The sequence below is a fragment of the Roseicyclus persicicus genome (assembly GCF_012395815.1).
Taxonomy (GTDB): Bacteria; Pseudomonadota; Alphaproteobacteria; order Rhodobacterales; family Rhodobacteraceae; genus Roseicyclus; species Roseicyclus persicicus.
The window spans coordinates 120,416-142,706 of record NZ_JAAZQQ010000003.1; the positions used below are offsets into that span (position 1 = coordinate 120,416).

At 71.0% G+C, this 22,291-nt stretch carries 24 protein-coding genes; 18 read left to right on the forward strand and 6 right to left on the reverse strand.

Annotation, left to right across the window (positions count from 1 at the left end; translation table 11 throughout):
• Positions 1–14: 14 nt before the first annotated feature.
• Positions 15–1,331: a serine hydroxymethyltransferase gene (locus tag HCU73_RS10450; protein ID WP_168623405.1), complete on the reverse strand. Its 1,317-nt coding sequence runs from the start codon at positions 1,329–1,331 to the stop codon at positions 15–17.
• A 216-nt stretch (positions 1,332–1,547) separates the two neighbouring features.
• On the opposite strand from HCU73_RS10450, the gene rpsT reads away from it, so the two are divergent.
• From rpsT to HCU73_RS10480, 6 genes are all read left to right on the forward strand, one after another.
• Positions 1,548–1,814, forward strand: coding sequence for a 30S ribosomal protein S20 (rpsT, locus tag HCU73_RS10455; protein WP_168623406.1), 267 nt, complete (start codon positions 1,548–1,550; stop codon positions 1,812–1,814).
• A 604-nt stretch (positions 1,815–2,418) separates the two neighbouring features.
• Positions 2,419–3,813, forward strand: a complete 1,395-nt coding sequence (gene dnaA / locus HCU73_RS10460) for a chromosomal replication initiator protein DnaA (RefSeq protein WP_239025534.1) — start codon at positions 2,419–2,421, stop codon at positions 3,811–3,813.
• Positions 3,814–3,948: 135 nt separating this feature from the next.
• Positions 3,949–5,067, forward strand: coding sequence for a DNA polymerase III subunit beta (gene dnaN, locus HCU73_RS10465; RefSeq protein ID WP_168623408.1), 1,119 nt, complete (start codon positions 3,949–3,951; stop codon positions 5,065–5,067).
• Positions 5,068–5,140: 73 nt separating this feature from the next.
• Entirely contained in the window at positions 5,141–6,244 is a 1,104-nt protein-coding gene (gene recF, locus HCU73_RS10470) for a DNA replication/repair protein RecF (RefSeq protein ID WP_168623409.1), read from the forward strand.
• Between the two features lie 5 nt (positions 6,245–6,249).
• Positions 6,250–6,681 carry a VOC family protein gene (locus tag HCU73_RS10475; RefSeq protein ID WP_168623712.1) on the forward strand — a complete coding sequence of 144 codons (432 nt, stop codon included), beginning with the start codon at positions 6,250–6,252 and terminating at the stop codon, positions 6,679–6,681.
• A complete protein-coding gene (locus HCU73_RS10480; protein ID WP_168623410.1) occupies positions 6,678–7,298 on the forward strand; it encodes a LysE family translocator in 621 nt (206 codons plus the stop codon). The genes HCU73_RS10475 and HCU73_RS10480 overlap by 4 nt, the downstream gene beginning before the upstream one ends.
• Here the strand turns inward: HCU73_RS10480 and HCU73_RS10485 are convergent.
• The gene (locus HCU73_RS10485) at positions 7,291–7,887 is read right to left on the reverse strand and encodes a TetR/AcrR family transcriptional regulator (RefSeq protein WP_168623411.1); all 597 of its coding nucleotides are present in this window, start codon (positions 7,885–7,887) and stop codon (positions 7,291–7,293) included. The genes HCU73_RS10480 and HCU73_RS10485 overlap by 8 nt on opposite strands.
• A gap of 108 nt (positions 7,888–7,995) precedes the next feature.
• Between HCU73_RS10485 and HCU73_RS10490 the strand changes: the two genes are divergently transcribed.
• Both HCU73_RS10490 and gyrB read left to right on the forward strand, forming a co-directional pair.
• The gene (locus HCU73_RS10490; protein ID WP_168623412.1) at positions 7,996–8,589 is read left to right on the forward strand and encodes an NAD(P)H-dependent oxidoreductase; all 594 of its coding nucleotides are present in this window, start codon (positions 7,996–7,998) and stop codon (positions 8,587–8,589) included.
• A gap of 130 nt (positions 8,590–8,719) precedes the next feature.
• On the forward strand, positions 8,720–11,137 hold the full coding sequence (gyrB, locus tag HCU73_RS10495; protein WP_168623413.1) for a DNA topoisomerase (ATP-hydrolyzing) subunit B: 2,418 nt from the start codon (positions 8,720–8,722) through the stop codon (positions 11,135–11,137).
• Positions 11,138–11,143: 6 nt separating this feature from the next.
• Here gyrB and HCU73_RS10500 read toward each other — a convergent pair whose 3' ends face one another.
• Entirely contained in the window at positions 11,144–11,575 is a 432-nt protein-coding gene (locus HCU73_RS10500; protein WP_168623414.1) for a MarR family winged helix-turn-helix transcriptional regulator, read from the reverse strand.
• Between the two features lie 104 nt (positions 11,576–11,679).
• Between HCU73_RS10500 and HCU73_RS10505 the strand changes: the two genes are divergently transcribed.
• The 4 genes from HCU73_RS10505 to HCU73_RS10520 all read left to right on the forward strand — a co-directional run bounded on the left by HCU73_RS10505 (position 11,680) and on the right by HCU73_RS10520 (position 13,915).
• Positions 11,680–12,108, forward strand: a complete 429-nt coding sequence (locus HCU73_RS10505; protein ID WP_168623415.1) for an organic hydroperoxide resistance protein — start codon at positions 11,680–11,682, stop codon at positions 12,106–12,108.
• Between the two features lie 431 nt (positions 12,109–12,539).
• Entirely contained in the window at positions 12,540–12,977 is a 438-nt protein-coding gene (locus tag HCU73_RS10510) for a curlin (protein ID WP_168623416.1), read from the forward strand.
• Positions 12,978–13,060: 83 nt separating this feature from the next.
• Positions 13,061–13,432 (forward strand): curli-like amyloid fiber formation chaperone CsgH, encoded by a 372-nt coding sequence (gene csgH, locus HCU73_RS10515; protein WP_168623417.1) that lies wholly within the window; start codon positions 13,061–13,063, stop codon positions 13,430–13,432.
• Positions 13,433–13,507: 75 nt separating this feature from the next.
• Complete coding sequence (locus HCU73_RS10520) at positions 13,508–13,915, forward strand: curlin (RefSeq protein ID WP_168623418.1); 408 nt, start codon at positions 13,508–13,510, stop codon at positions 13,913–13,915.
• Positions 13,916–14,104: 189 nt separating this feature from the next.
• On the opposite strand, the gene HCU73_RS10525 is transcribed toward HCU73_RS10520, so the two are convergent.
• The 3 genes from HCU73_RS10525 to HCU73_RS10535 are packed head-to-tail and all read right to left on the reverse strand — an operon-like array spanning position 14,105 to position 16,146.
• Positions 14,105–14,671: a hemerythrin domain-containing protein gene (locus tag HCU73_RS10525; protein WP_168623419.1), complete on the reverse strand. Its 567-nt coding sequence runs from the start codon at positions 14,669–14,671 to the stop codon at positions 14,105–14,107.
• A gap of 43 nt (positions 14,672–14,714) precedes the next feature.
• Positions 14,715–15,326: an MlaC/ttg2D family ABC transporter substrate-binding protein gene (locus HCU73_RS10530; protein WP_168623420.1), complete on the reverse strand. Its 612-nt coding sequence runs from the start codon at positions 15,324–15,326 to the stop codon at positions 14,715–14,717.
• Positions 15,327–15,351: 25 nt separating this feature from the next.
• Positions 15,352–16,146: an MlaA family lipoprotein gene (locus tag HCU73_RS10535; RefSeq protein WP_168623421.1), complete on the reverse strand. Its 795-nt coding sequence runs from the start codon at positions 16,144–16,146 to the stop codon at positions 15,352–15,354.
• 179 nt (positions 16,147–16,325) lie between these two features.
• Between HCU73_RS10535 and HCU73_RS10540 the strand changes: the two genes are divergently transcribed.
• The 6 genes from HCU73_RS10540 (at position 16,326) to HCU73_RS10565 (ending at position 22,250) form a co-directional block, all read left to right on the forward strand.
• Positions 16,326–18,050: a type I secretion system permease/ATPase gene (locus tag HCU73_RS10540; RefSeq protein ID WP_168623422.1), complete on the forward strand. Its 1,725-nt coding sequence runs from the start codon at positions 16,326–16,328 to the stop codon at positions 18,048–18,050.
• Positions 18,047–19,348, forward strand: a complete 1,302-nt coding sequence (locus HCU73_RS10545) for an HlyD family type I secretion periplasmic adaptor subunit (protein WP_168623423.1) — start codon at positions 18,047–18,049, stop codon at positions 19,346–19,348. Before HCU73_RS10540 ends, HCU73_RS10545 begins: the two co-directional genes overlap by 4 nt.
• 88 nt (positions 19,349–19,436) lie before the next feature.
• Positions 19,437–19,919, forward strand: a complete 483-nt coding sequence (locus HCU73_RS10550; protein WP_168623424.1) for a RidA family protein — start codon at positions 19,437–19,439, stop codon at positions 19,917–19,919.
• 9 nt (positions 19,920–19,928) lie between these two features.
• Entirely contained in the window at positions 19,929–20,705 is a 777-nt protein-coding gene (locus HCU73_RS10555) for a glycerophosphodiester phosphodiesterase family protein (protein ID WP_168623425.1), read from the forward strand.
• A gap of 55 nt (positions 20,706–20,760) precedes the next feature.
• The gene (locus tag HCU73_RS10560; RefSeq protein ID WP_168623426.1) at positions 20,761–21,951 is read left to right on the forward strand and encodes a GNAT family N-acetyltransferase; all 1,191 of its coding nucleotides are present in this window, start codon (positions 20,761–20,763) and stop codon (positions 21,949–21,951) included.
• A complete protein-coding gene (locus HCU73_RS10565; RefSeq protein ID WP_168623427.1) occupies positions 21,948–22,250 on the forward strand; it encodes a 4a-hydroxytetrahydrobiopterin dehydratase in 303 nt (100 codons plus the stop codon). Before HCU73_RS10560 ends, HCU73_RS10565 begins: the two co-directional genes overlap by 4 nt.
• Positions 22,251–22,291: the final 41 nt, after the last annotated feature.

Sequence of the window (22,291 nt, forward strand, 5' to 3'; positions counted from 1 at the left end):
GGCGCATCTCCCACTCACACCACGAAATGCAGCCGGTCGAACCGCCCCCGCATCGCCGCAGTGCGCGGCGCCACCGCGTCGGGGTCGTTCGAGGCCAGCGCCTCGGCGATGAGGTCGGCCAGCGGGTCCACGTCACCCAGATCCACGCCCCAGCGCACCAGCTCCGGCGTCCCGATGCGCAGGCCGTTCAGGTCGCCCGCCACCTCCGCCACCGGCAACCCGATGCCGCAGGCAAGGAACCCCGCCCGGCGCAGCTTTTTCGACGCGGACTGCCCGCCGCCGTAGCCCGCGGCCAGCACCGCGAACTGGTGGCTGTCGGTGGCGCCGCGGGCGGTCTCGTAGACCGGCACGCCGCGCGCCTTGAGCGCCGCGGCGAGCGCCTTGGAGACCGCGATCATCCTGGCCGCGTAGGCCCGGCCATGGGCCTTCCAGTCCAGAAGCGTCACCGCCAGCGCAGCCGATTTCGCCGCGTCGAAGTTCGCCGTCATGCCGGGGAACGCGATATGGTCGAGGCGTTCCGCAAGGCCCGCGTCGTTGGTCACGATCAGACCGCCCGCCGGCCCCCCGAGGCTCTTGTAGGTCGACATGGTCATCAGGTGCGCGCCCTCGGCCAGCGGGTCGGCCCATGCGCGGCCGGCGATGATGCCGCACTGGTGGGCGGCGTCGAACATGAGGTGCGCCCCGACCTCGTCGGCGATGGCGCGGACGGCGCGGACGGGGTGCGGGAACAGGTTCAGCGAGGCGCCCAGCGTGATCAGCCGCGGCCGCTCGCGCCGGGCGAGGTCGGCCAGCGCGGCCACGTCGATGGAATAGTCGTCGGGCGACACCGGCGCGGGCACCGTGCGCAGGCCATAGAGCCCCGCACAGCCCGCGGCGTGGTGGGTGACGTGGCCGCCCACGCTGGCGGGCGGCGCGATGATGGTGTCGCCCGGCTTGCAGGTGGCCATGAAGGCGTAGAGATTCGCCAGCGCCCCCGAGGGCACCCGGATCTCGGCGAAGCGGGCGGAAAACACCTCGGCCGCCAGCTCGGCGGCGATGACCTCGATCTCCTCGATGGCCTCGAGGCCCATCTCGTACTTGTCGCCGGGGTAGCCCAGCGACGGGCGCGACCCGATGCCCGAGGACAGGAGCGCCTCGGCCCTGGGGTTCATCACGTTGGTCGCGGGGTTGAGGTTGAAGCACTCCCGCTCGTGGATGCGGCGGTTGTCCTCGGCCAGCGCCTCGATGCGGGCGAGCAGCGCCACGCTGTCAGCGGCGGCCGTGGCCTCGGCGATCTCCTCCACCCGCGCCTCGCAGGCCGCGGGCACCCATCCCCGGCGTTCCAGTTGCATGTCCGTGCCTCCCTGCCGTCACCGGGGCGATCATGGGCAGGGGCGGCGCGTTGCGCAAACGGCATTTGCATCCCGCGGCGAAAGCCTGTATGCGCCCCGCCAGACATGCGTGTGAGGCCCGCCTTGGCCAGAGTCGCCCGGTAGCGAACCCGGGGTCGGGATCTCCCGCGCAGTATGCATTGACCGAGACCCGACGAGACGAAAGAGAGACACGACATGGCCAATACGCCCCAGTCCAAGAAGCGCGCCCGCCAGGCCGAGCGCCGCTATGCCGTCAACAAGGCGCGCCGCTCGCGCATCCGCACCTACCTGCGCAAGGTCGAGGAGGCGATCGCCTCGGGCGATTACGCCGCGGCCGAGGCGGCCCTGAAGACCGCCCAGCCCGAGCTGATGCGCGGGGTCACCAAGGGGGTGTTGCACAAGAACACCGTCGCCCGGAAAATGTCGCGGCTGTCCTCGCGGGTGAAGGGCCTGAAGGCCTGAGGGCCTGTCCCCGCACAGGGAAGTTGAGAAATGAAAAGGCGTCCGGGGGGTCCGGGCGCCTTTTTTCATGTGAAAATGTCCTTGAATCCGAGGCCCGTAGACCGGGCGCCCAGATTCGAGTTTGGTTCACATATCTGTCAAGATCGAAGAGTCGTTGCAGCCCTCGCGCGCCATCCGATAGCTTCATGAGGCGATTCAGGCGCCTTGGGGGGCGAATTCAGGGGGTAAGACTGGCGGCGGCAAAGACGGGGAAAACGGGACGGTCCGGCCAACGGCCGGAGACCCGATCCAGCTTACGCCACCAGAGGGGACAGGATGCGACCGGAGCGGTTTTCCGGGGCAGAATGTCGTTGTCTTGCCCCGAAGTCGACACCCAGCCGCCGGAGTGCCGGTTCATGACAACATGCGACTTGGCCGGGCATCCACATGCGCCGGGCTAGCGCCGGTTTTCATGCACCTGCGTTACGGCGGCTTGCCACATGCGGGGAGGGGACAGCCCCGCGGCATGGCGACTCGGATCGTGGTGCTCCCGCCTGCAGGGGGCATCGGTGCCAAGGGGTCCCTGGGCCGGGATCCACGAACAAGAACCGAGGATGGAACGGGAATGACGCACGAGACGTGGGGGCAAGTCCGGGGGGAGCTGCTGAAGGCAGTGGGTGAGAACAATTTCACGGCGTGGATCGACCCCATCGTGTTCGACCGCCTCGATGACCGAACGGCCCGATTCCATGTCCCGACGAATTTCTTCGGGTCCTGGGTCTCGCAGAATTTCAGCGACGTCATCCTGCGCCACCTGGTCTCGGCCGGGATCGGCGTGGACCGCGTCGAGTTCGCCGTGGTGCCGGGCCTGCGCGCCCGGGCCGGCAACGCCAACGCCGCGCCCTCCGACGCCGCCCCGCGCGCCGAGGTGCCCGCCGACCGGCCCGCCGCGGGCGCGGTGCGCACCGGCACGCAGGACCTGCCCGGCGCCACGCTGAACCCGGGCTACACCTTCGAGAACTTCGTCGTCGGCAAGCCCAACGAGCTGGCCCATGCCGCCGCCCGCCGCGTGGCCGAGGGGCGCGACGTGACCTTCAACCCGCTGTTCCTGTATGGCGGGGTCGGCCTCGGCAAGACGCACCTGATGCACGCCATCGCCTGGGAGCTGCGCACGCGGTTCCCCGAGGCGCGGATCCTGTACCTGTCGGCAGAGCAGTTCATGTACCGCTTCGTCCGGGCGCTGCGCGAGCAGGACACCATGGCGTTCAAGCAGATCTTCCGCTCGGTCGACGTGCTGATGGTGGACGACGTGCAGTTCATCGCCGGCAAGTCGTCGACGCAGGAGGAATTCTTCCACACCTTCAACGCGCTGGTGGAAGAGGGCAAGCAGATCGTCATCTCGGGCGACCGCGCGCCGGTGGACATGGAGGAGCTGGACGCCCGCATCGCCTCGCGGCTGCAGTGCGGCCTCGTCGTGGACCTGCACCCGACCGACTACGAGCTGCGCCTCGGCGTGCTGCAGCACAAGGCCGAGCAGGCGCTGGCCCGCAACCCCCACGTCCGCATCTCCGAGGGCGTGCTGGAGTTCATGGCGCAGCGCATCTCGACCAACATCCGCGTGGTCGAGGGGGCGCTGACCCGGCTCTTCGCCTTCGCCGACCTGGTGCGGCGCGAGATCACCATCGAGATGGTGCAGGACTGCCTGTCGGACATCCTGCGCTCGACCGACCGCAAGGTGACGCTGGACCAGATCATCAAGACCACCTGCGACTACTACAACATCCGCCAGGCCGACATCACCGGCTCCAGCCGCGCCCGCGCGGTGGCCCGGCCGCGGCAGATGGCGATGTACCTGTCCAAGACGCTGACCAGCCGCAGCTACCCCGAGATCGCCCGCAAGCTGGGCGGGCGCGACCACACCACCGTGCTCTACGGCGTGCGCAAGATCGAGGAGCTGATGTCGGTGGACAGCCAGATCGCCGAGGACGCCGAGATCCTGCGGCGGATGCTGGAGGCCTGAACCCCGCGCCCGGGCGGCGGGCCCCCGTTGGGGCTTGACGCCCGCGGCGGGCGCGGACACTCCTTGAAAAAATCGGTTGTGCTGACGGGGGAGGCGGGTAGGCTCGCGGCCCCCGCACTTGTCGGAGCCAGGTCCATGAAACTCTCGATCGAGCGCGCCACGCTGTTGCGCGCTGTCTCTCAGGCGCAGTCGGTGGTGGAGCGCCGCAACACCATCCCGATCCTCGCCAACGTGCTGATCGAGGCCGAGGGCGACACGGTCAGCTTCCGCGCCACCGACCTCGACATCGAGGTGGTCGACAAGGCCCCGGCCATGGTCGAGCGCGCGGGCGCCACGACGGTGTCGGCCGTCACCCTGCACGAGATCGTGCGCAAGCTGCCCGACGGGGCGCTGGTGACGCTGGCCGACGACGGCGCGCAGGGCCGGCTGACGGTGCAGGCGGGGCGGTCGACCTTCCAGCTGGCGACGCTGCCCAAGGAAGATTTCCCGGTGATGACCGCGACCGAGTACGCGGCCAATTTCTCCTGCCCCGCGCCGGTGCTGCGGCGGCTGTTCGACAAGTCGAAGTTCGCGATCTCGACCGAGGAGACGCGCTATTACCTGAACGGCGTGTTCTTCCACGTCGCCGACGGCGAGACCGGCCGCGTGCTCCGGGCGGTGGCGACCGACGGCCACCGGCTGGCGCGGATCGACGCCGCCGTGCCGCAGGGCGCCGACAAGATGCCGGGCGTGATCGTGCCCCGCAAGACGGTGGGCGAGCTGCGCAAGCTGCTGGACGACGACGAGGCGCAGATCGCGGTCTCGGTCAGCGAGACCAAGGTGCGCTTTGCCACGCCCGAGATCACGCTGACCTCCAAGGTCATCGACGGCACCTTCCCCGACTACGCACGGGTGATCCCGGTGAACAACTCCCGCCGGATGGAGGTGGACGCCGCCGATTTCGCCAAGGCGGTCGACCGCGTGGCGACGGTGTCGTCGGAGCGGTCCCGCGCGGTGAAGATGGCGCTGGACGAGGACCGCCTGGTGCTGTCGGTCAACGCCCCCGACGCCGGCGCCGCCGAGGAGGAGCTGGCCGTGGCCTACGGCGACGACCGGCTGGAGATCGGCTTCAACGCGAAATACCTGCTCGAGATCGCCAGCCAGGTGGACCGCGAGAACGCGGTGTTCCTGTTCTCCTCGCCGGGCGAACCCACGCTGATGCGCGAGGGGAACGACACCACGGCGATCTATGTCGTGATGCCGATGCGGGTGTGACGGAGCGGAAAACCCGGGTTTTCCGCACGGGAAATCTCGAGATTTCCCGTGCGTTTTCCTCGAGGAAAACGCCGTGACCCCCCACGTCGCCACCCTGTCCCTGTCCCATTTCCGCAGCCACCGCCGCGCGCGGCTGGACCTCGACGGGCGGCCGGTGGCGATCTTCGGACCGAACGGCGCGGGCAAGACCAACCTGATGGAGGCGGTGTCGCTCCTGTCGCCCGGCCGTGGCCTGCGACGGGCCGCGGCCGAGGAGATCATCCGCCGCCCCGAGGGGATCGGCTGGAAGGTCGCGGCCGAGGTGGCGGGCCCGGGCCTCGGCCACGAGATCGAGCTGACCGCCGAACCCGGCCAGCCGCGGGCCACGCGGATCGACGGCAAGGCGGCGCCCCAGACGGCGCTGGCCCGGCTTCTGCGCATCGTCTGGCTGGTGCCCGCGCAGGACCGGCTGTGGATCGAGGGGGCGGACGGGCGGCGGCGGTTTCTCGACCGCATCGCGCTCAGCTTCGCGCCCGATCATGCCGAGGCGTCGCTCGCCTATGAGAAGGCCATGCGCGACCGCAACCGGCTGTTGAAGGACGAGGTGACGGACGCCCGCTGGTATGCCGCGCTGGAGCGCCAGATGGCCGAGGCCGCCGCCGCGATCACCGCCACCCGGCGCGACGCCATCGCCCGCATCGCCGCCGCGCAGGATGGGGCGGCCACCGCCTTTCCCGCCGCGCGGCTGACGCTGGAGACCGACGACCTGGCCACCCCCGACGCCTTCGCCGCGGCCTTCGCGGACAGCCGGGGGCGCGACATGGCCTCCGGGCGCACGCTGATCGGGCCGCACCGCGCCGACCTTGCCGCCGTCTACGCCGACAAGGACATGCCCGCCGCGCAGTGCTCCACCGGCGAGCAGAAGGCGCTCCTGATCTCCCTCGTCCTCGCCAATGCCCGCGCGCTCAAGGCCGAGACCGGGGCGGCGCCGCTGGTGCTGCTGGACGAGGTGGCGGCGCATCTGGACGCGGGCCGCCGGGCGGCGCTGTTCGACGAGATCTGCGCGCTGGGGGCACAGGCCTGGATGACCGGCACCGGCCCCGAACTTTTCGTGGAACTCGCGGACCGGGCGCAGTACGTGACGGTGTCCGAGACCCGCGGCGAGAGTCGCGCCGAATTGCTGGATCGCGCGCCATGACCGGGCTGCCGGTGAACCGCGTCACCCTCATCACGCTGGGCGTCGCCGACCTGTCGCGCGCGCGCAGCTTCTACGCCGCGCTGGGCTGGGCCGAGGCCGCGGCGCTGGACGGGGTGGTGTTCTACCAGATGGACGGCATGGCGCTGGGCCTGTTCGGGCTGGAGCCGCTGGCCGCCGACCAGGGCCGGCCGGGCGCTGCGCTGGGGACGGGCGCGGTGACACTGGCGCAGAACTTCCCCGACACCTCGGCCGTCGACGCCGCCTACCTGCGCGCGCTCGACGCCGGGGCGACCCCGCTCAAGGCGCCCGAGCCGACGCTCTGGGGCGGCTACTCGGGCTATTTCGCCGACCCCGACGGGCATGTCTGGGAACTGGCCTACAACCCCCACTGGCCGCTCGACGAGACCGGCCGCACCCGGATCCCCACCCCCGAATGACCCTGACCCTCGGCCAGCTCGCGCTCTATGCCGGCGCGCTCTTCGTCCTGTTCATCACGCCGGGCCCCGTGTGGCTGGCGACGGCCGCCCGCGCGCTGGCCCATGGCTGGGCCGCGGCGATCCCGCTGGTGCTGGGCGTGGCGCTGGGCGATGCGCTGTGGTCGGTCGCCGCCACGCTGGGGCTGGCGTGGATCGTGGGCACCTACGGCTGGATCATGGACGTGCTGCGCTGGGTCGCGGTGGGGGTCTTCGGGCTGATGGGGTGGCTGCTGATCCGGCACGCGGACAAGACCATCTCGGCCGACAGCGCGCTGACGCGACCGGGGGCCTGGGCGGGGTTCATGGCCGGGATCGTGGCGATCCTCGCCAACCCCAAGGCGATCCTGTTCTACATGGGGATGCTGCCCGGCTTCTTCGACCTGACCGCGATCACCGCCGCCGACATCGCGGCCATCGCGCTGGTGTCGATGGGGGTGCCGCTGATCGGCAACACGGGCTTCGCCATCCTGGTCGACCGCGCGCGGCGGCGGTTTTCCAGCCCCGAGCGGCTGGCGCGGATCAACCGCGTCGCGGGCGCGCTGCTGATCGGGGTCGCGGCCCTGATCGCGGTCAGCTGAGGGCCACGTCCCGGGTCAGCCAGGCCCGCAGGTAGGGGCGGATGCGGTCGTCGATCGGCACCGGGTCGTGCAGCACGCAGAAATGCAGCGCAATGGCCTGGGTGGCGAAGGCCTGCACCCCCTCGGCCAGCAGCCGGGCGGGCACGTCGCGGCGCAGGCCCCGCGCCTGCAACCGCGCGATCCAGCCGGTCAGCAGCTCATCCTGCGCGACGAAGTTGCGGGTGATCTCGGTCGGCTCGGTCTCGAGCGCGGCACCGGAATAGCGCACCACGATGTCGAACACCGCCCGTTCCGAGGCCATGATCGCGTAGAGCGGGGCCAGCCGGTCGGCCAGCGCCTCGACGTCGTCGGGCGGCGGGCCGGCGGCGATGTCCGCCAGAGCGGCCTGCATCCGGGCGCCGATCAGCTCGGCCAGCAGCCGGTCCTTATCGGGGAAATGGGCAAAGAAGGTCCCCTTGGCCACGCCGGCGCGCGCGACCACCTCGTCGACCCTGAGCCCGGCAAAGCCCGCCTCGGCCACGATGTCCCCGGCCGCGTCCAGCAGGCGCTGGCGCGTCTCGATCCTGCGTTTCTGCGGTGCCCGGCCCATGACCCAGCGCTAGCAGGAAAAACGACCGTGGTCAAATTTAGAAATTGACCGTGGTCGATTTTACGGCTACGGAAAAGTGACCGTAGTCATTTTATAGGGACTCACCCCATGCAGACGCAGCGTATCCTTGTTCTCGACGGCCACCCGGCCCCCGCCTCGCTGTCGCGCAGCCTGGCCGAAACCTATTCCGGCGCGGCCCGTCAGGCCGGCCACGAGGTGCGCCTCCTGCACCTGTCCGAGATGGACTTCGACCTCGACTTCGGCCGCGCGGGCTATCGCGACGTGAAGCCGCTGGAGCCGGCGCTGGAGGGTTTCATGGCCGACCTCGCGTGGTCGGGGCACGTGGTGGTCATGGCGCCGCTGTGGTGGGGCGGGCTGCCGGCCAAGCTCAAGGCGCTGTTCGACCGCGCCTTCCTGCCCGGCACCGCCTTCGACCCGCGGCGGCCCAACCGCCTCGGGGTGCCGGCGCCGCTGCTCACGGGCCGCAGCGCGCGGCTGGTCATCACCTCGGACACGCCCGGCTGGTGGCAGCGGCTGGTCTACCGGCGCGCCATCGCCCACCAGGTGACGCGGCAGATCTTCGGTTTCGTCGGCATCCGGCCCACCCGGCACAGCTGGTTCGCCCCCGCCTCGCACGCCGGCGCGGGCGTCACCGGGCGCTGGCTGTCCGAGATGGCGGCGCTGGGCCGGGCCGCGGCCTGAGGCGGGCGCGGGCGGCTTGGCTCCTGCTGTGGTGGCGACCCCGCCCGACCCCCAGATTTTGGGGTTGGGCGCGTGACATTCCCTGCCCCGGCAGGTATAAAATCGACACCAAGAACAGGCAGAGCACCGCATGGCAGAGCAAGCCCCCGCGCCCAACGACTACGGCGCAGATTCCATCAAGGTTCTCAAAGGCTTGGAGGCGGTCCGCAAGCGCCCCGGCATGTATATCGGCGACACCGATGACGGCTCGGGCCTGCACCACATGGTCTACGAGGTCGTCGACAACGGCATCGACGAGGCGCTGGCCGGCCACGCCGACTACGTCCACGTCACGCTGCACCCCGACGACAGCGTGTCGGTGCGCGACAACGGCCGCGGCATCCCGGTGGCGATCCACAAGGAAGAGGGCGTCTCGGCGGCCGAGGTCATCATGACCCAGCTGCACGCGGGCGGCAAATTCGACCAGAATTCCTACAAGGTCTCGGGCGGCCTGCACGGGGTCGGCGTGTCGGTGGTGAACGCGCTGTCCGACTGGCTCGACCTGCGCATCTGGCGCGACGGCAAGGAGCACTACGCCCGCTTCGAGCGCGGCGAGACGGTGGAACACCTGCGCGTCACCGGCGAGGCGGCCGGCGAGAAGGGCACCGAGGTGCGGTTCCTTGCCTCGACCACGACGTTTTCCAACCTCGACTACAGCTTCAAGACGCTGGAGACGCGCCTGCGCGAGCTGGCCTTCCTCAACTCGGGCGTCAAGATCGTGCTGGAGGACCTCCGCCACCCCGAACCCGTCCGGGTCGAGATGGCCTACGAGGGCGGGGTGCGCGAGTTCGTGAAATACCTCGACCGGTCCAAGACCCCGATGATCGCCGACCCGATCTATGTCTCGGGCGAGCGCGACGGCATCGGCGTCGAGGTCGCGATGTGGTGGAACGACAGCTACAACGAGATGGTGCTGCCGTTTACCAACAACATCCCGCAGCGCGACGGCGGCACGCACCTGGCGGGGTTCCGCGGGGCGCTGACGCGGTCGATCAACCTCTATGCGCAGTCCTCCGGCATCGCCAAGCGCGAGAAGGTCGCCTTTACCGGCGACGACGCGCGCGAGGGGCTGACCTGCGTCTTGTCGGTCAAGGTGCCCGACCCGAAGTTTTCCAGCCAGACGAAGGACAAGCTGGTCTCCTCCGAGGTGCGGCCGGCGGTCGAGAACCTGATGAACGAGAAGCTGGGCGAGTGGTTCGAGGAGCACCCCCAGGAGGCGCGCCAGATCGTCGGCAAGATCATCGAGGCTGCGCTGGCCCGCGAGGCGGCGCGCAAGGCCCGCGAACTGACCCGGCGCAAGACGGCGATGGACGTGGCCTCGCTGCCTGGGAAACTGGCCGATTGCCAAGAAAAGGACCCGGCGAAATCGGAACTGTTCCTCGTCGAGGGCGACAGCGCCGGCGGCTCGGCCAAGCAGGGGCGCAGCCGCCACAACCAGGCCGTCCTGCCCCTGCGCGGCAAGATCCTGAACGTGGAACGCGCGCGGTTCGACCGGATGCTGTCCAGCCAGGAGATCGGGACGCTGATCACCGCGCTGGGCACCGGGATCGGGCGGGACGAGTTCGACCTCAGGAAACTGCGCTACCACAAGATCGTCATCATGACGGACGCCGACGTGGACGGCGCGCATATCCGCACGCTGCTGCTGACCTTCTTCTTCCGGCAGATGCCGCAGATCATCGAGGCGGGGCACCTCTACATCGCGCAGCCGCCGCTCTACAAGGTCAGCCGCGGCAAGTCCGAGGTCTACATCAAGGACCAGCACGCGCTGGAGGATTACCTGATCCAGCAGGGCGTCGAGGGCGCCGTGCTGCGCCTGCCGAACGGCGAGGAGATCGCCGGCGCCGACCTCGCCCGCGTGGTCGAGGGCGCGCGCAGCTTCAAGCGCATCCTCGAGGCCTTCCCGACGCATTACCCGCGCCATATCCTCGAACAGGCCGCGCTGGCCGGCGCCTTCGACCCGGGCCGGGCCGACGCCGACCTGCAGCGCGTGGCCGACGACGTCGCCAAGCGGCTGGACCTCGTGGCGGTGGAATACGAGCGCGGCTGGGCCGGCCGCATCACGCAGGACCACGGCATCCGCCTGTCCCGCGTGCTGCGCGGCGTGGAGGAGATCCGCACGCTGGACGGCGCGGTCCTGCGCTCGGGCGAGGCGCGGAAACTGTCCGAGGTCAGCCGCGACACGCGGGACGTCTACCTCGACCCCGCGAAGCTGGCGCGGAAGGAGCGCGAGCAGCTGATCCACGGGCCGACCGAGCTGTTGCAGGCGATCCTCGACGAAGGCGCCAAGGGCCTGCAGCTGCAGCGCTACAAGGGACTGGGCGAGATGAACCCCGACCAGCTGTGGGAAACCACGCTGGACCCCGAGGCGCGGACGCTGCTGCAGGTCAAGGTCGACGACCTGGCCGAGGCGGACGACATCTTCACCAAGCTGATGGGCGACGTGGTGGAGCCGCGGCGCGACTTCATCCAGCAGAACGCGCTGAGCGTGGAAAACCTCGACTTCTGACGCGGCTCAGGGCTGGGCGCGCAGCTGCCGGGACAGGGCGTTGACCGCGTCGCGCAGCCGGGCGACGTCGGCGGCGTTCAGCCCCGTGCGCTCCAGCACGCAGGCCGGGACATGGGCGGCCCGCGCCTTGAGCGCCGCGCCCTCGGGCGTCAGGATCACGCGGACCTGCCGCTCGTCGTCCGGGTTGCGGCGGCGCTGCACCAGCCCCGCGGCCTCCATCCGTTTCAGCAGCGGCGTGAGGGTGCTCGAATCGAGCCCGATCCGCTGGCCGATGCCACCCACCGTCATCGGCGCGCCCTCGGCCCAGAGCGCCGTCAGCACCAGGTATTGCGGGTAGGTCAGGCCCAGCGGCTCCAGCAGCGGGCGATAGACCTGCTGCATCGCCTGCGTCGCCGAATAGAGCGCGAAACACAGCATGTCTTCGGGAGCGAGCGTCATGGAGCGCGATTACCTTGTGCACGATCCTTTTGCAAGGGATTGACTAATGCCGCCAGCCCCGTTACCAGATGTGCACGATTATATCGCACACAAAGGAATACGGGATGTCTGTCGATCCGAAATACTGGACCGAGGCGCGCGCCACGGGCGGCGGCCGGAACGGCCTGTCGGGCCTCACCTCGGGCACGCTGACCGTCACCATGGCCAGCCCGAAGGAGCTGGGCGGCTCCGGCGCGGGCCACAACCCCGAGGAGCTGTTCGCCGTCGGCTATGCCGCCTGCTACCTCGGCGCCATGCGCTTCGCCGCCCAGACCGAAAAGCTGGGCACGGTGCCGGACAACGCGACGGTCAACGCCCATGTCGGGATCGGCCCCCGCAGCGATGGCGGATTCGGCCTCAAGGTGCGGCTGACGGTCTCGCTGCCGGGCGTCGACCGCGCCGTGGCCGAACGGATCGTCGAACGCGGGCACTTCATCTGCCCCTATTCCAACGCGACCCAGGGCAACATCGTGGTCGAGACCGAGCTGGTCTGACCCCTCCCGCCGTCCAAGGCCCAGGGCCCTCCGTGCCGCAGCGGCGCGGGGGGCCTTTCGATTCGCGGCACCCCCGCGATCCGCGCCCCGCGCCCCGCCCGCCGGCAGGGCCAGCCTGCCCCGGGGCGTCCGCAACCCGATGACATCGCCCCCGGCCGGCGCGGCCGACCCGTTATCGCCGCCCGCCAAGGCGCCGGCGCGCGCCCGCTTCCCGAAAAAAGAATCCAGCGAAACCAACCGGATGACCCCCTGTCATCCGATAACAGGCTCGCGTCATCCCCTTTCTGCGGGCTGAAATTGCCTGACATCGGGGGGTGGGGCCAGGGTCTGGTCATCGGCTCACGGGATGCCACCCCGACACGCCGGACACGAACCCGAACACACACACCAACACACCTCGTTCCACACCCAGTCTGCAAAGGACCACGCACATGACCCTCTCGATCCTCAAGACCGCCGCCGCCGCCACCGCCCTGATCGTGACGCTGTCGGCCCCGGCGCTTGCCACCTGCAACACCGCCTACACCCAGCAGTGGGGCGGCGGGAACGGCATCGGCATCAACCAGAGCGGCTTCTGCAACGGCACCTCGGTGATCCAGGACGGCTGGGGCAACACCACGATCGCCACCACCGACGGTGCGTGGAACACGACCGCGGTCGGCCAGTCGGGCTGGAACAACTCCGCCAACTCGCGCCAGACCGGCTGGAACAACGCCAACGGGATCGCGCAGTTCGGCGCCAACAACCGCGCCGACGTGGCGACCCACGGCCACAACAACGCCGTCGGCGTGATCCAGGTCGGCAACGGCAACACGGCCACCGCCCGCTCCAACGGCAACGGCAACGTGACCCTCATCATCCAGAACTGACGACCCCGCCCGAGGGGGCGGGCGACGCTGCCCGCCCGCCCCCGCCTTCCCGCCCCCTCCCCGCTCCGGAAAGGAGACCCGCCATGACCTTCCCCCTCTCCAAGGCCGTTCTCGCCCCCGCGCTGACCGCCGTCGCGCTCGGCTGCACCGCCATCGCCGGACAGACCGGCGCGACCGCCGAAGGTCCGCTTGCCTGCTCCGTCGATGTCACCGCCCGCAACGGGATGCTGACCATCGCCGGCGTGGTCTCCAGCGACGCCGCGGTCTCCGGGGTCTACCAGCTCCGCGTGTCGCGGGCCGGCACCCTGATGAACCAGGGCGGGCCCTTCCGCCTCGCGGCCGGCCAGACCGAACGCCTCGGCCAGGTGATGCTGAACGGCCCCGCCTCCGGCCTCGATGTCGCCCTGACGCTCGAGGTCGACGGCGACACCCTGCGCTGCCCGGTCGACCTCTGACCGGGCGAGGCGCCCCGCTCCTTCCCCTCGTCCCGCTCCTCCCCCCGCTCACCGCTTTTGCAAAGGACCACTGCCATGATCCGCAAGACCCTCACCGCCGCCGTCCTCGCCTCTGCCACGGCGCTGACGGCCCTGCCCGCCGCCGCCGGTGGCTCGCTCAGCTTCACCGTGAACGCCGCGAACCCCGACGAAGCCCGCGCCATCCGCGCCGGCCTGACGCTCTACCAGATCGCCCGCGGCGTAGAGAGCGGCGCCTTCGTCAACCAGGACGGCTCCTACAACGGCGCCGCCATCCGCCAGGTCGCCGGCGGCGGCTCGGTGGGCATCATCCACCAGGAAGGCAACGGCCATGCCGCCACGCTCGACCAGCAGGGCTATGGCCAGAGCCACGGCATCTTCCAGTTCGGCAACGGCGCCAACGCGAACGTTGTCCAGACATACCACGGTCAGGCTGGCCTGACCTTCCAGTTCGGCTTCGACTGATCCCTCGGTCGCAAGCCGGAACGGACGCCCGGCCAACGTCACAGGTCCCCAACCGGCCGGGCGTCCGACCTTTTTCCTCCGCCTCCCTCTCCCGCACCTTGCCCCCCGGCCGCCCCGCCGGGGGGCCTTTTTCGTCAGGCGGTGGCGTCGTTCGCGGGCCGGCGACGAGAGGGCGCGGATGGCGCAGGGTCAGCCGAGGCCGCCCGGCCCGTCGCGCAGGATGACCGGGACGATCAGGTCCTCCTCGTCGGTCAGGTGGCGGTCGATCAGCCGCTCCAGATCGGCGAGGCCGGTGTGCAGCGCCCCCGCCGCCGCCTTGGGGTCGGGGCCGCCCGCCCCCTGGATCGCGGCGTTGGCCTGCGCCACGAAGCGGTCGAGGATGCCGTCGAGCGCGTGGTGGTCGGCGTCGAGCAGGTCAAACCCCCGCTCGATCCGCGGCTCGCGGTCGCGCAGGATGGGGAAATAGTGCTGGTCCTCGATCTGGTGGTGGCCGTGCAGCTGGTTCACGAACAGCCCGCCGTAGCGCGCCACCCCCTGCGCGAACCCGCGCGGGTCGCGGGCCCCGTCGAGGAACCCCTCGGTCTCGCGCGACAGGTGCCCCATGATCTGGCGGAACATCATGTGGCGCTCCAGCCAGAAGCTGACGAGGCCATGGAACTGCGGGTCGGCCGCCCAGCCCGCGCGCGGGTAGTCGGCCAGCAGGACACGCAGATGGTCGGGAAGGCCGGTGCGGCCATCGAGGGACAGATCGGTCATGCTGCGCGACCTAGCCCCCGGCACTTCCCGGGGCAAGCGCCCGTCAGCCGAGGCTGCGGAGCGCCTGGATCGTGGCGTCGATGGAGCCGCCGTTGCGGTCGAGGATCGAGCCGACCTCGGAGCGTTCCGAGATCACCAGCGAGATACCCTCGATCAGCATGTCGATGAACAGCGGGCGGCCGGACCTGTCCCAGACCCGGAAGCGGACCTCGAAGGGCGCCTCGCCGCGCTTGGTCACGACCGAGATCACCTCGACGTAGCGGCCGGTGTCCTGCGCGCCCTGCACGGTCACGGTGCCGCCGATGAACTCGCGGAACCGGCGGCCGTACTTGCGCGCCATGTAGCCGCGGAACGCCTCGGAAAATGCCGACAGCTGTGCCGCGCTGGCCGACCGGGCAGGCGGCCCGAGCACGGATTGCGCGATGGTCGGCATGTCCGCGTAGCGCCCCATCAACCGGTCGAAGTCGCGGATCATCGCGCTTTCGGACTGGCCGGAGTTGATGATACGGGTGATCTCGGTCGCCACCTGCTGCACGAGGCCGGTGGCCTCGGCGGAGGTCAGGGCGCGCGCGGGCCCGAGCAGGAGCGGCGCCGCGGCGAGCGCGGTCAGACCGGCCAGGACGGAACGGCGGGTGGGGCGGACATGGGTCGGCATGGCAGGGGTCACGCGAGGACAGGGATCAATACGGGTCGATATAGGGATCGGCCGCCCCCCCGGCGTAGGGGTCGGCGTAGGGATCTGCCCCGATGCCGTAGCTCAGCACCGGGCCGCCCAGCTCGAAGCGGCGGTTCTGCAGGTAGATCGAGCGCAGCTGCGCGTAGCTGTCGGCGCTCTCGTAATAGATGCCGTCGATGGTGTCGCCGAGGCGGTAGCGGTCCCCGGTGCGGTCGAGCAGGCGGACGCCGGTGGCGACGTGGCTCTCGGGCGGGCCGAGCACGTGGCGCACCGGGTTGGTGGCGATGTCGACCAGCAGCCCGACGGTGTCGCGCGTCGTCGAGGGCCCGACGACGGGCAGCATGACGAAATCGCCCTCGGGCGCGCCGTAGATGTGCAGCGTCTCGCCGAAGTCGGTTTCGCGCGCCTCGAGGCCGATCGCGGTCGCGGGGTCGAGGATGCCGCCCAGCCCGACGGTCGAATTGACGAGGAACCGCAATGTGTTGTGCGTGGCCTCGCCAATGCGGACCTGCAGCAGGTTGTTCAGCACGTAGGACGGTTGCGACAGGTTCGAGGCGACGTTGTCGACCCCCTGCCGCACGGGTTCGGGCACGATGGCGCCGTAGCGCCGCGCACCGGGGCCGAGCACGGCACGGTCCAGCGCGACGTTGAAGCGGTGAACCTCGCGGTTCTGCTGCTCGTCGGCGTCGACGATGCTGTCGCCGGGCGGCAGCGCGGCCGGGCCGCAGGCCGCCACGAGGCCGAGACCGGCCAGCGCGAGGGCGGCGGCGATGCGGCGGAGGTTCGGGGTGCGGGGCACGGGCGGCCTCCCTCGGGACTTGGACTCGGTGGCGGGCGACTTAGCCGGGCGAAACCGGATTGAAAGGGATCGGGCGCTATCTAGCCACGGGGGGCACGGGTTTGTTAGACGGGTGCTTGCGGGGGAGAGTCAAGGGTTGCACCCGCCGCACCCGGTCTTGAGCGAGGAGAATGACCCAGATGTCGCGTATGACCGGGACGGGCCCCGACGAGCTGACGCTGTTCCGGCGCCGGAACGCGTGGCTCCTGTGGTCGGTCGCGCTGTTCAGCGCGGCGGTGAACGCGCTGATGCTGACCGGGCCGCTCTACATGCTGCAGGTCTACGACCGCGTTCTGGGGTCGCGGTCCGAGGAAACGCTGGTCGCCCTGACGGTGCTGATCGCCTTCCTGTTCCTGATGATGGGCGTGCTGGATTTCGTGCGCGGCCGGGTCGCCGCCCGCTACGGCGCGCGGCTGCAGGAGGCGCTCGATTCGCGCCTGTTCCGTGCCGCGCTGGCCCGCGCCCAGCGCAGCGGCGAGCGGCAGACCGCCCTGCAGGACCTGGCCTCGGTGCAGCGGCTGACCGGGTCGCCCGTGTTCATGGCGGTGTTCGACCTGCCCTGGACGCCGCTGTTCCTGGCCGCGATCTTCCTGTTCCACCCCTGGCTCGGCTGGCTGGCCGTGGCGGGCATGGCGGTGCTGGTCGCGATCACGCTGATGAACCAGGCCACCAGCGCCGCGCCGATCGCGCAGGCCGCCGCCGCGTCGCATGTCGCCGACCGCATGGCCGCCGAGATGCAGGGCGAGGCCGAGCTGATCCGCGCGCTGGGCATGGAGGGCAACGCCTTCACCCGCTGGCACCGCCAGCGCAGCGCCGCGCTGGGCGAGGGGATGCGCGCCGCCGATCGCGTCGGCAGCTTCACCGCCGCGACGCGCACGGTGCGGCTGTTCCTGCAATCGGCGATCCTGGGCCTCGGCGCCTGGCTGGTGCTGCAGGGCGAGATGACCGGCGGCGCGATGATCGCGGGGTCGATCCTGCTGGGGCGCGCGCTGGCGCCGATCGAGCTGGCGATCGGCCAGTGGAACGCCATCGCCGAGGCCGCGCAGGCGTGGCGCCGGCTGCGGGCGCTGCTGGATGCCGAGCGCGAGCCGCCGCCGCGGATGCCGCTGCCGCGCCCGCGCGCGCGGCTCGAGGTGAACCAGCTGTCGGTGGCGCCGCCGGGCGCGCGCATCCCCACCCTGCGCGGCGTCAGCTTCCGGGTCGAGCCGGGGCAGGCGGTGGGCGTGATCGGCCCCTCGGGCTCGGGCAAGTCGACGCTGGCGCGCGCCATCACCTCGGTCTGGCTGCCGGCGGCCGGGCAGATCCGGCTCGATGGCGCCACGCTGGACCAGTACGACCCCGACGCGCTGGGCGCCCATATCGGCTACCTGCCGCAGGCGGTGACGCTGTTCGAGGGCACCATCGCCGAGAACATCGCCCGCCTCGCCGGCGCGCCCGACACCGCCAAGGTCGTGGCGGCCGCCCGCGCGGCGGCGGCGCATGACATGATCCTCGCCCTGCCCGACGGCTACGACACCCGGGTGTCGGGGCTGGGCGCCCGGCTGTCGGGCGGGCAGATCCAGCGCATCGGGCTGGCGCGCGCGCTCTATGGCGACCCGGTCCTGCTGGTGCTGGACGAGCCGAACTCGGCGCTGGACAACGACGGGTCGATCGCGCTGAACAAGGCGATCCAGGACATCAAGGCCGATGGCCGCGCCGTGCTCATCATGGCGCACCGGCCCTCGGCGATCCGGGAATGCGACCGGCTGCTGGTGCTGTCGGGCGGCGCGCCCGCGATGTTCGGACCGACCCGCGAGGTGCTGCAGAAGACGCTGGCCAACTACGCCGACATCCGCGACGCCTCGGCACCCGGGGGCGTGTCGTGAGCGGCGCGCGCCCCTGGTCGGTCCGCGGCCCGCTGCTGATCGGGCTCTTGGCCATGCTGCTGCTGCTCGCCGGCTTCGGCGGCTGGGCGGCGCAGAGCCAGCTGTCGGGCGCCGTCATCGCCCCCGGCCGGATCGAGGTCGACCCCAACCGCCACGCAATCCAGCACCCCGAGGGCGGGGTGGTGGCCGAGCTGTTCGTCGGTGAGGGCGACAGGGTGGCGGCCGGCGCGGTCCTGCTGCGCCTCGCACCGGGCCTGCTCCTGCGCGATCTCAGCGTCGCGCGGTCGCAGCTGTTCGAGCTCAGGGCCCGCCGCGCCCGGCTGGAGGCCGAGCGCGACGGCGCCGCCGTGGTGGTCTTTCCCCCCGGGCTGATCGAGGCCGCCGCCACCGACCCCGACCTCACCGACCTCCTGGTCGGGCAGGAGAACCTGTTCACCGCCCGCGCCGAGACGCTGACCCGCGAGGTCGAGCAGCTGACCGGCCGCGCCACCCAGATCGAGGCGCAGATCACCGCGCTGGAGGCGCAGGAGGCGGCCCTGAACGAGCAGCTGCGGCTGGTCGAGGCCGACCTTGCGCGCCAGCAGGGGCTGCTCGATCGCGGGCTGATCCAGATCGACCCGATCCTGCGGCTGCAGCGCGACACCGCGCAGCTGCGCGGCTCGCTCGGCGAGGTCGAGGCGCGCAAGGCCGAGGGCGCCGAGCGCGTGATCGAGACGCGGCTGGCGATCCTGCAGCGCGAGAGCGCCCGCCGCGAGGAGGCCATCGCCGAGCTGCGCGAGATCCGCGTCGCCGAGGAGGAGACCCGCCAGCGCGTCGCCGACCTCGAACGCCGCATGGCCGAGCTGGAGCTGCGCGCGCCGGTGGCCGGCCGCATCATCGGGCTGCAGATCTTCGGCCCGCAGGCGGTGCTGCGTGCGGCCGACCCGGTGGCCTACCTGGTGCCCGAGGGGCGGCCGCTGGTGATCTCGGCGCAGGTGCCCGCCACGGATGTCGACCAGGTGTTCCTCGGGCAGGACGTCACCCTGCGGTTTCCGGCCTTCGACCTGCGCAACATCCCCGATCTCGTGGGGCGGGTCAGCCAGATCTCGGCCGACACCTTCGCCGACGAGACGACGGGGGTGTCGTTCTACCGGGCCGAAATCATGCTGGACGAGGGCGAGATCGCCCGCCTCGCCCCGCGCGAGCTGCTGCCCGGGATGCCGGTGGAGACCTTCATCCGCACTCGGGACCGCACGCCGCTATCCTACCTGCTGGAGCCCTTCACCGCCTATTTCGCCCGCGCCTTCCGGGAAAGTTGACGCCGCGCGGGCCGGGGCCCCTTTCCCTCGGCCCGGGGCCCCGCTAGCTTCGCGCCCGACGCACACACATGGGTGGGAGGAGACCGACATGGCCGGACAGATCGACGCGCGCTTGGCAGAACTTGGGATCGTGCTGGATGCACCGCCCCCCGCACCCGGCGCCAATTACGTGCCCTACGTCGTGGCGGGTGACCTCGTGCACGTCTCGGGGCAGGTGCCGATGACCTCGGCCGGGCTGTCCACGCTCATCAAGGGGCGGCTGGGCCAGGACATGGAGATCGAGGCCGGTGCCGCGGCGGCGCGGCTCTGCGCGATGAACCTGCTGGCGCAGGTCAAGGCGGCCTGCGGCGGCGACCTCGACCGGCTGGTGCGGGTGGTGAAGCTGACCGGCTTCGTCAATTCCACGCCCGAGTTCGGCGACCAGCCCAAGGTGGTGAACGGCGCCTCGGATCTCTTCGTCTCGGTCCTCGGCGACAAGGGGCGGCACGCCCGTTCGGCGGTCAGCGCGGGCGCGCTTCCCTTCGGCTGCGCGGTCGAGGTCGAAGGCGTCTTCCAGATCCGCGTCGACTGAGGCCCGGCCATGCCCGAGCTGCCGTCCAGCTTCACCGCGCGTCCCATCGCCCACCGGGGCCTGCATGACCGCGCCGCGGGCGTGATCGAGAACAGCCCGGCCGCGTTCCGCCGCGCGGTCGGTGCGGGCTACGGCATCGAGATGGACCTGCAGCTGAGCGCCGACGGCGTGGCGATGGTGTTCCACGACGACACGCTCGACCGGCTGACGGCCGCCAAGGGGCCCGTGCGCGCCCGCAGCGCGGCCGAGCTGGCCGACATCCGCCTGACCGGCTCCGAGGACCGCATCCCGACGCTGGCCGAGGTGCTGGCCCTGGTCGACGGCGCGGTGCCCCTGCTGATCGAGCTCAAGGACCAGTCCGGCGGGCTGGGGCAGGCCGCGCCGGACCTGGAACGCGCCGTCGCCGCCGACCTTAAGGGTTATGCCGGCGACGTGGCGGTGATGTCCTTCAACCCCGCGATGATCGGCGCGATGCGCGACCTGGCCCCCGACGTGCCGCGCGGCCTCGTGACCTGCGGCTACGTCCCGTCGCAATGGCCGATGCTGAGCCCCGAGACCTGCACGGCGCTGCGCAGCATCGGCAGTTTCGGGGCCGTGGGCGCGCGCTTCATCAGCCATGACTGGACCGACCTCGGCAGCCCGCGGGTGCGGGAGCTGAAGGCGCAGGGCGTGCCGATCCTGTGCTGGACGGTGAAAAGCCCGCAGGCCGAGGCCGAGGCGCGGCGCGTCGCCGACAGCATCACCTTCGAGGGCTACCTGCCCCCGCTCGACCCGCCGCAGGATTGACGGCGCCGCCCCGCGACCCATCTGTCGGGGACCGTGCAGCAGCCGGAGGCAGGTCGTGGACGGCACCCATCCCATCGAGATCGAGGTCCTGACGTCGCTGGCGCAGATCGACGCTGCCGACTGGGACGCCTGCGCCTGCCCCGAGGCCGCGGACGGCGGGCGCCCGGACGATCCCTTCACCACGCACCGCTTCCTGTCGGCGCTGGAGCGGTCGCGGTCGGTCGGGGCCGGCACCGGCTGGACGCCGCGCCACCTGGTCGCGCGGGCCGAGGGACAGGTGATCGCCGTGGCGCCGCTCTACGCCAAGGGGCACAGCCAGGGCGAATACATCTTCGACCACAACTGGGCCCATGCCTATGAACGCGCGGGCGGGCGCTACTACCCCAAGCTGCAGATGGCGGTGCCCTTCACGCCCGCGACCGGCCGGCGCTTCCTGACGCGGCCGGGCTGGCGCGAGCTGGGCCTGGCCGCGCTGGTGCAGGGCGCGGTGCAGCTGGCTGACGAGGGGCGGCTGAGCTCGCTCCACGTCACCTTCTGCACCCCCGAGGAGGCCGAGGCCGGGGCGCGCATGGGCCTGATGGCGCGCGCAAGCCAGCAGTTCCACTGGGAAAACGACGGTTACGCGGATTTCGACGATTTCCTCGCGGCGCTCAGTTCGCGCAAGCGCAAGACGCTGCGCAAGGAACGGGCCGAGGCGCAGGGCTTCGGCGGCGAGATCGTCGCGCTGACGGGCGATCAGATCCGGCCCGAGCACTGGGACGCGTTCTGGGCGTTCTACCAGGACACCGGGGCGCGGAAATGGGGCCAGCCCTACCTGACGCGGGCCTTCTTCGACGAGGCGCAGGCCACGATGCGCGACGACATGCTGCTGGTGCTGGCGGTGCGGGGCGGCCGCCCGGTGGCCGGCGCGCTGAACTTCATCGGCCGTGATGTGCTCTATGGCCGCTACTGGGGCTGCACGGAACATCACCCCTGCCTGCATTTCGAGCTGTGTTACTATCAGGCCGTCGACCACGCCATCGCCCACGGCCTGTCACGCGTCGAGGCCGGGGCGCAGGGCACCCACAAGCTGGCGCGCGGCTACATGCCGGTGCAGACCCATTCGCTGCACTGGGTGCGGGACGAGGGCTTTGCGCAGGCCGTCGCCCGCTACCTCGAGGCCGAGCGCGCGGCGGTGGACGAGGAGATCGAGGTGATGACGGGCTACGGCCCGTTCCGCAAGGCACAGGTGGAGGAACAGGAATGACGACGCCGCACAAGCTGACGGGCGCGGACCGGGACAAGGCGCTGGCCGCGCTGGCCGATCACGGCTGGGCGCCGGTCGAGGGGCGCGACGCCATCGCCAAGCGCTTCGTGTTCTCCGATTTCAACGAGGCCTTCGGCTGGATGACGCGGGTGGCGCTGGTGGCCGAGCACATGAACCACCACCCCGAGTGGTTCAACGTCTACAAGACCGTGGAGGTGACGCTGGCGACCCATGACGTCGGCGGGCTGAGCAACCTCGACGTGGCGCTGGCGTCCAAGATGGACCGGCTGGCGGGGTAAGGGCGCGGAAAACTGCAGTTTTCCGTGCGGCGAAACTGCAG

Coding starts and splice junctions, on each gene's coding strand:
- HCU73_RS10450 (WP_168623405.1), bottom strand. CDS start 1,331: ATGCAACTGGAACGCCGGGGATGGGTGCCCGCGGCCTGCGAGGCGCGG.
- HCU73_RS10530 (WP_168623420.1), bottom strand. CDS start 15,326: ATGCCGACCCATGTCCGCCCCACCCGCCGTTCCGTCCTGGCCGGTCTG.
- HCU73_RS10485 (WP_168623411.1), bottom strand. CDS start 7,887: ATGGGCCGGGCACCGCAGAAACGCAGGATCGAGACGCGCCAGCGCCTG.
- dnaN (WP_168623408.1), top strand. CDS start 3,949: ATGAAACTCTCGATCGAGCGCGCCACGCTGTTGCGCGCTGTCTCTCAG.
- HCU73_RS10525 (WP_168623419.1), bottom strand. CDS start 14,671: ATGACCGATCTGTCCCTCGATGGCCGCACCGGCCTTCCCGACCATCTG.
- HCU73_RS10520 (WP_168623418.1), top strand. CDS start 13,508: ATGATCCGCAAGACCCTCACCGCCGCCGTCCTCGCCTCTGCCACGGCG.
- HCU73_RS10490 (WP_168623412.1), top strand. CDS start 7,996: ATGCAGACGCAGCGTATCCTTGTTCTCGACGGCCACCCGGCCCCCGCC.
- HCU73_RS10480 (WP_168623410.1), top strand. CDS start 6,678: ATGACCCTGACCCTCGGCCAGCTCGCGCTCTATGCCGGCGCGCTCTTC.
- HCU73_RS10555 (WP_168623425.1), top strand. CDS start 19,929: ATGCCCGAGCTGCCGTCCAGCTTCACCGCGCGTCCCATCGCCCACCGG.
- HCU73_RS10565 (WP_168623427.1), top strand. CDS start 21,948: ATGACGACGCCGCACAAGCTGACGGGCGCGGACCGGGACAAGGCGCTG.
- csgH (WP_168623417.1), top strand. CDS start 13,061: ATGACCTTCCCCCTCTCCAAGGCCGTTCTCGCCCCCGCGCTGACCGCC.
- HCU73_RS10540 (WP_168623422.1), top strand. CDS start 16,326: ATGTCGCGTATGACCGGGACGGGCCCCGACGAGCTGACGCTGTTCCGG.
- HCU73_RS10505 (WP_168623415.1), top strand. CDS start 11,680: ATGTCTGTCGATCCGAAATACTGGACCGAGGCGCGCGCCACGGGCGGC.
- HCU73_RS10500 (WP_168623414.1), bottom strand. CDS start 11,575: ATGACGCTCGCTCCCGAAGACATGCTGTGTTTCGCGCTCTATTCGGCG.
- gyrB (WP_168623413.1), top strand. CDS start 8,720: ATGGCAGAGCAAGCCCCCGCGCCCAACGACTACGGCGCAGATTCCATC.
- dnaA (WP_239025534.1), top strand. CDS start 2,419: ATGACGCACGAGACGTGGGGGCAAGTCCGGGGGGAGCTGCTGAAGGCA.
- HCU73_RS10550 (WP_168623424.1), top strand. CDS start 19,437: ATGGCCGGACAGATCGACGCGCGCTTGGCAGAACTTGGGATCGTGCTG.
- HCU73_RS10510 (WP_168623416.1), top strand. CDS start 12,540: ATGACCCTCTCGATCCTCAAGACCGCCGCCGCCGCCACCGCCCTGATC.
- rpsT (WP_168623406.1), top strand. CDS start 1,548: ATGGCCAATACGCCCCAGTCCAAGAAGCGCGCCCGCCAGGCCGAGCGC.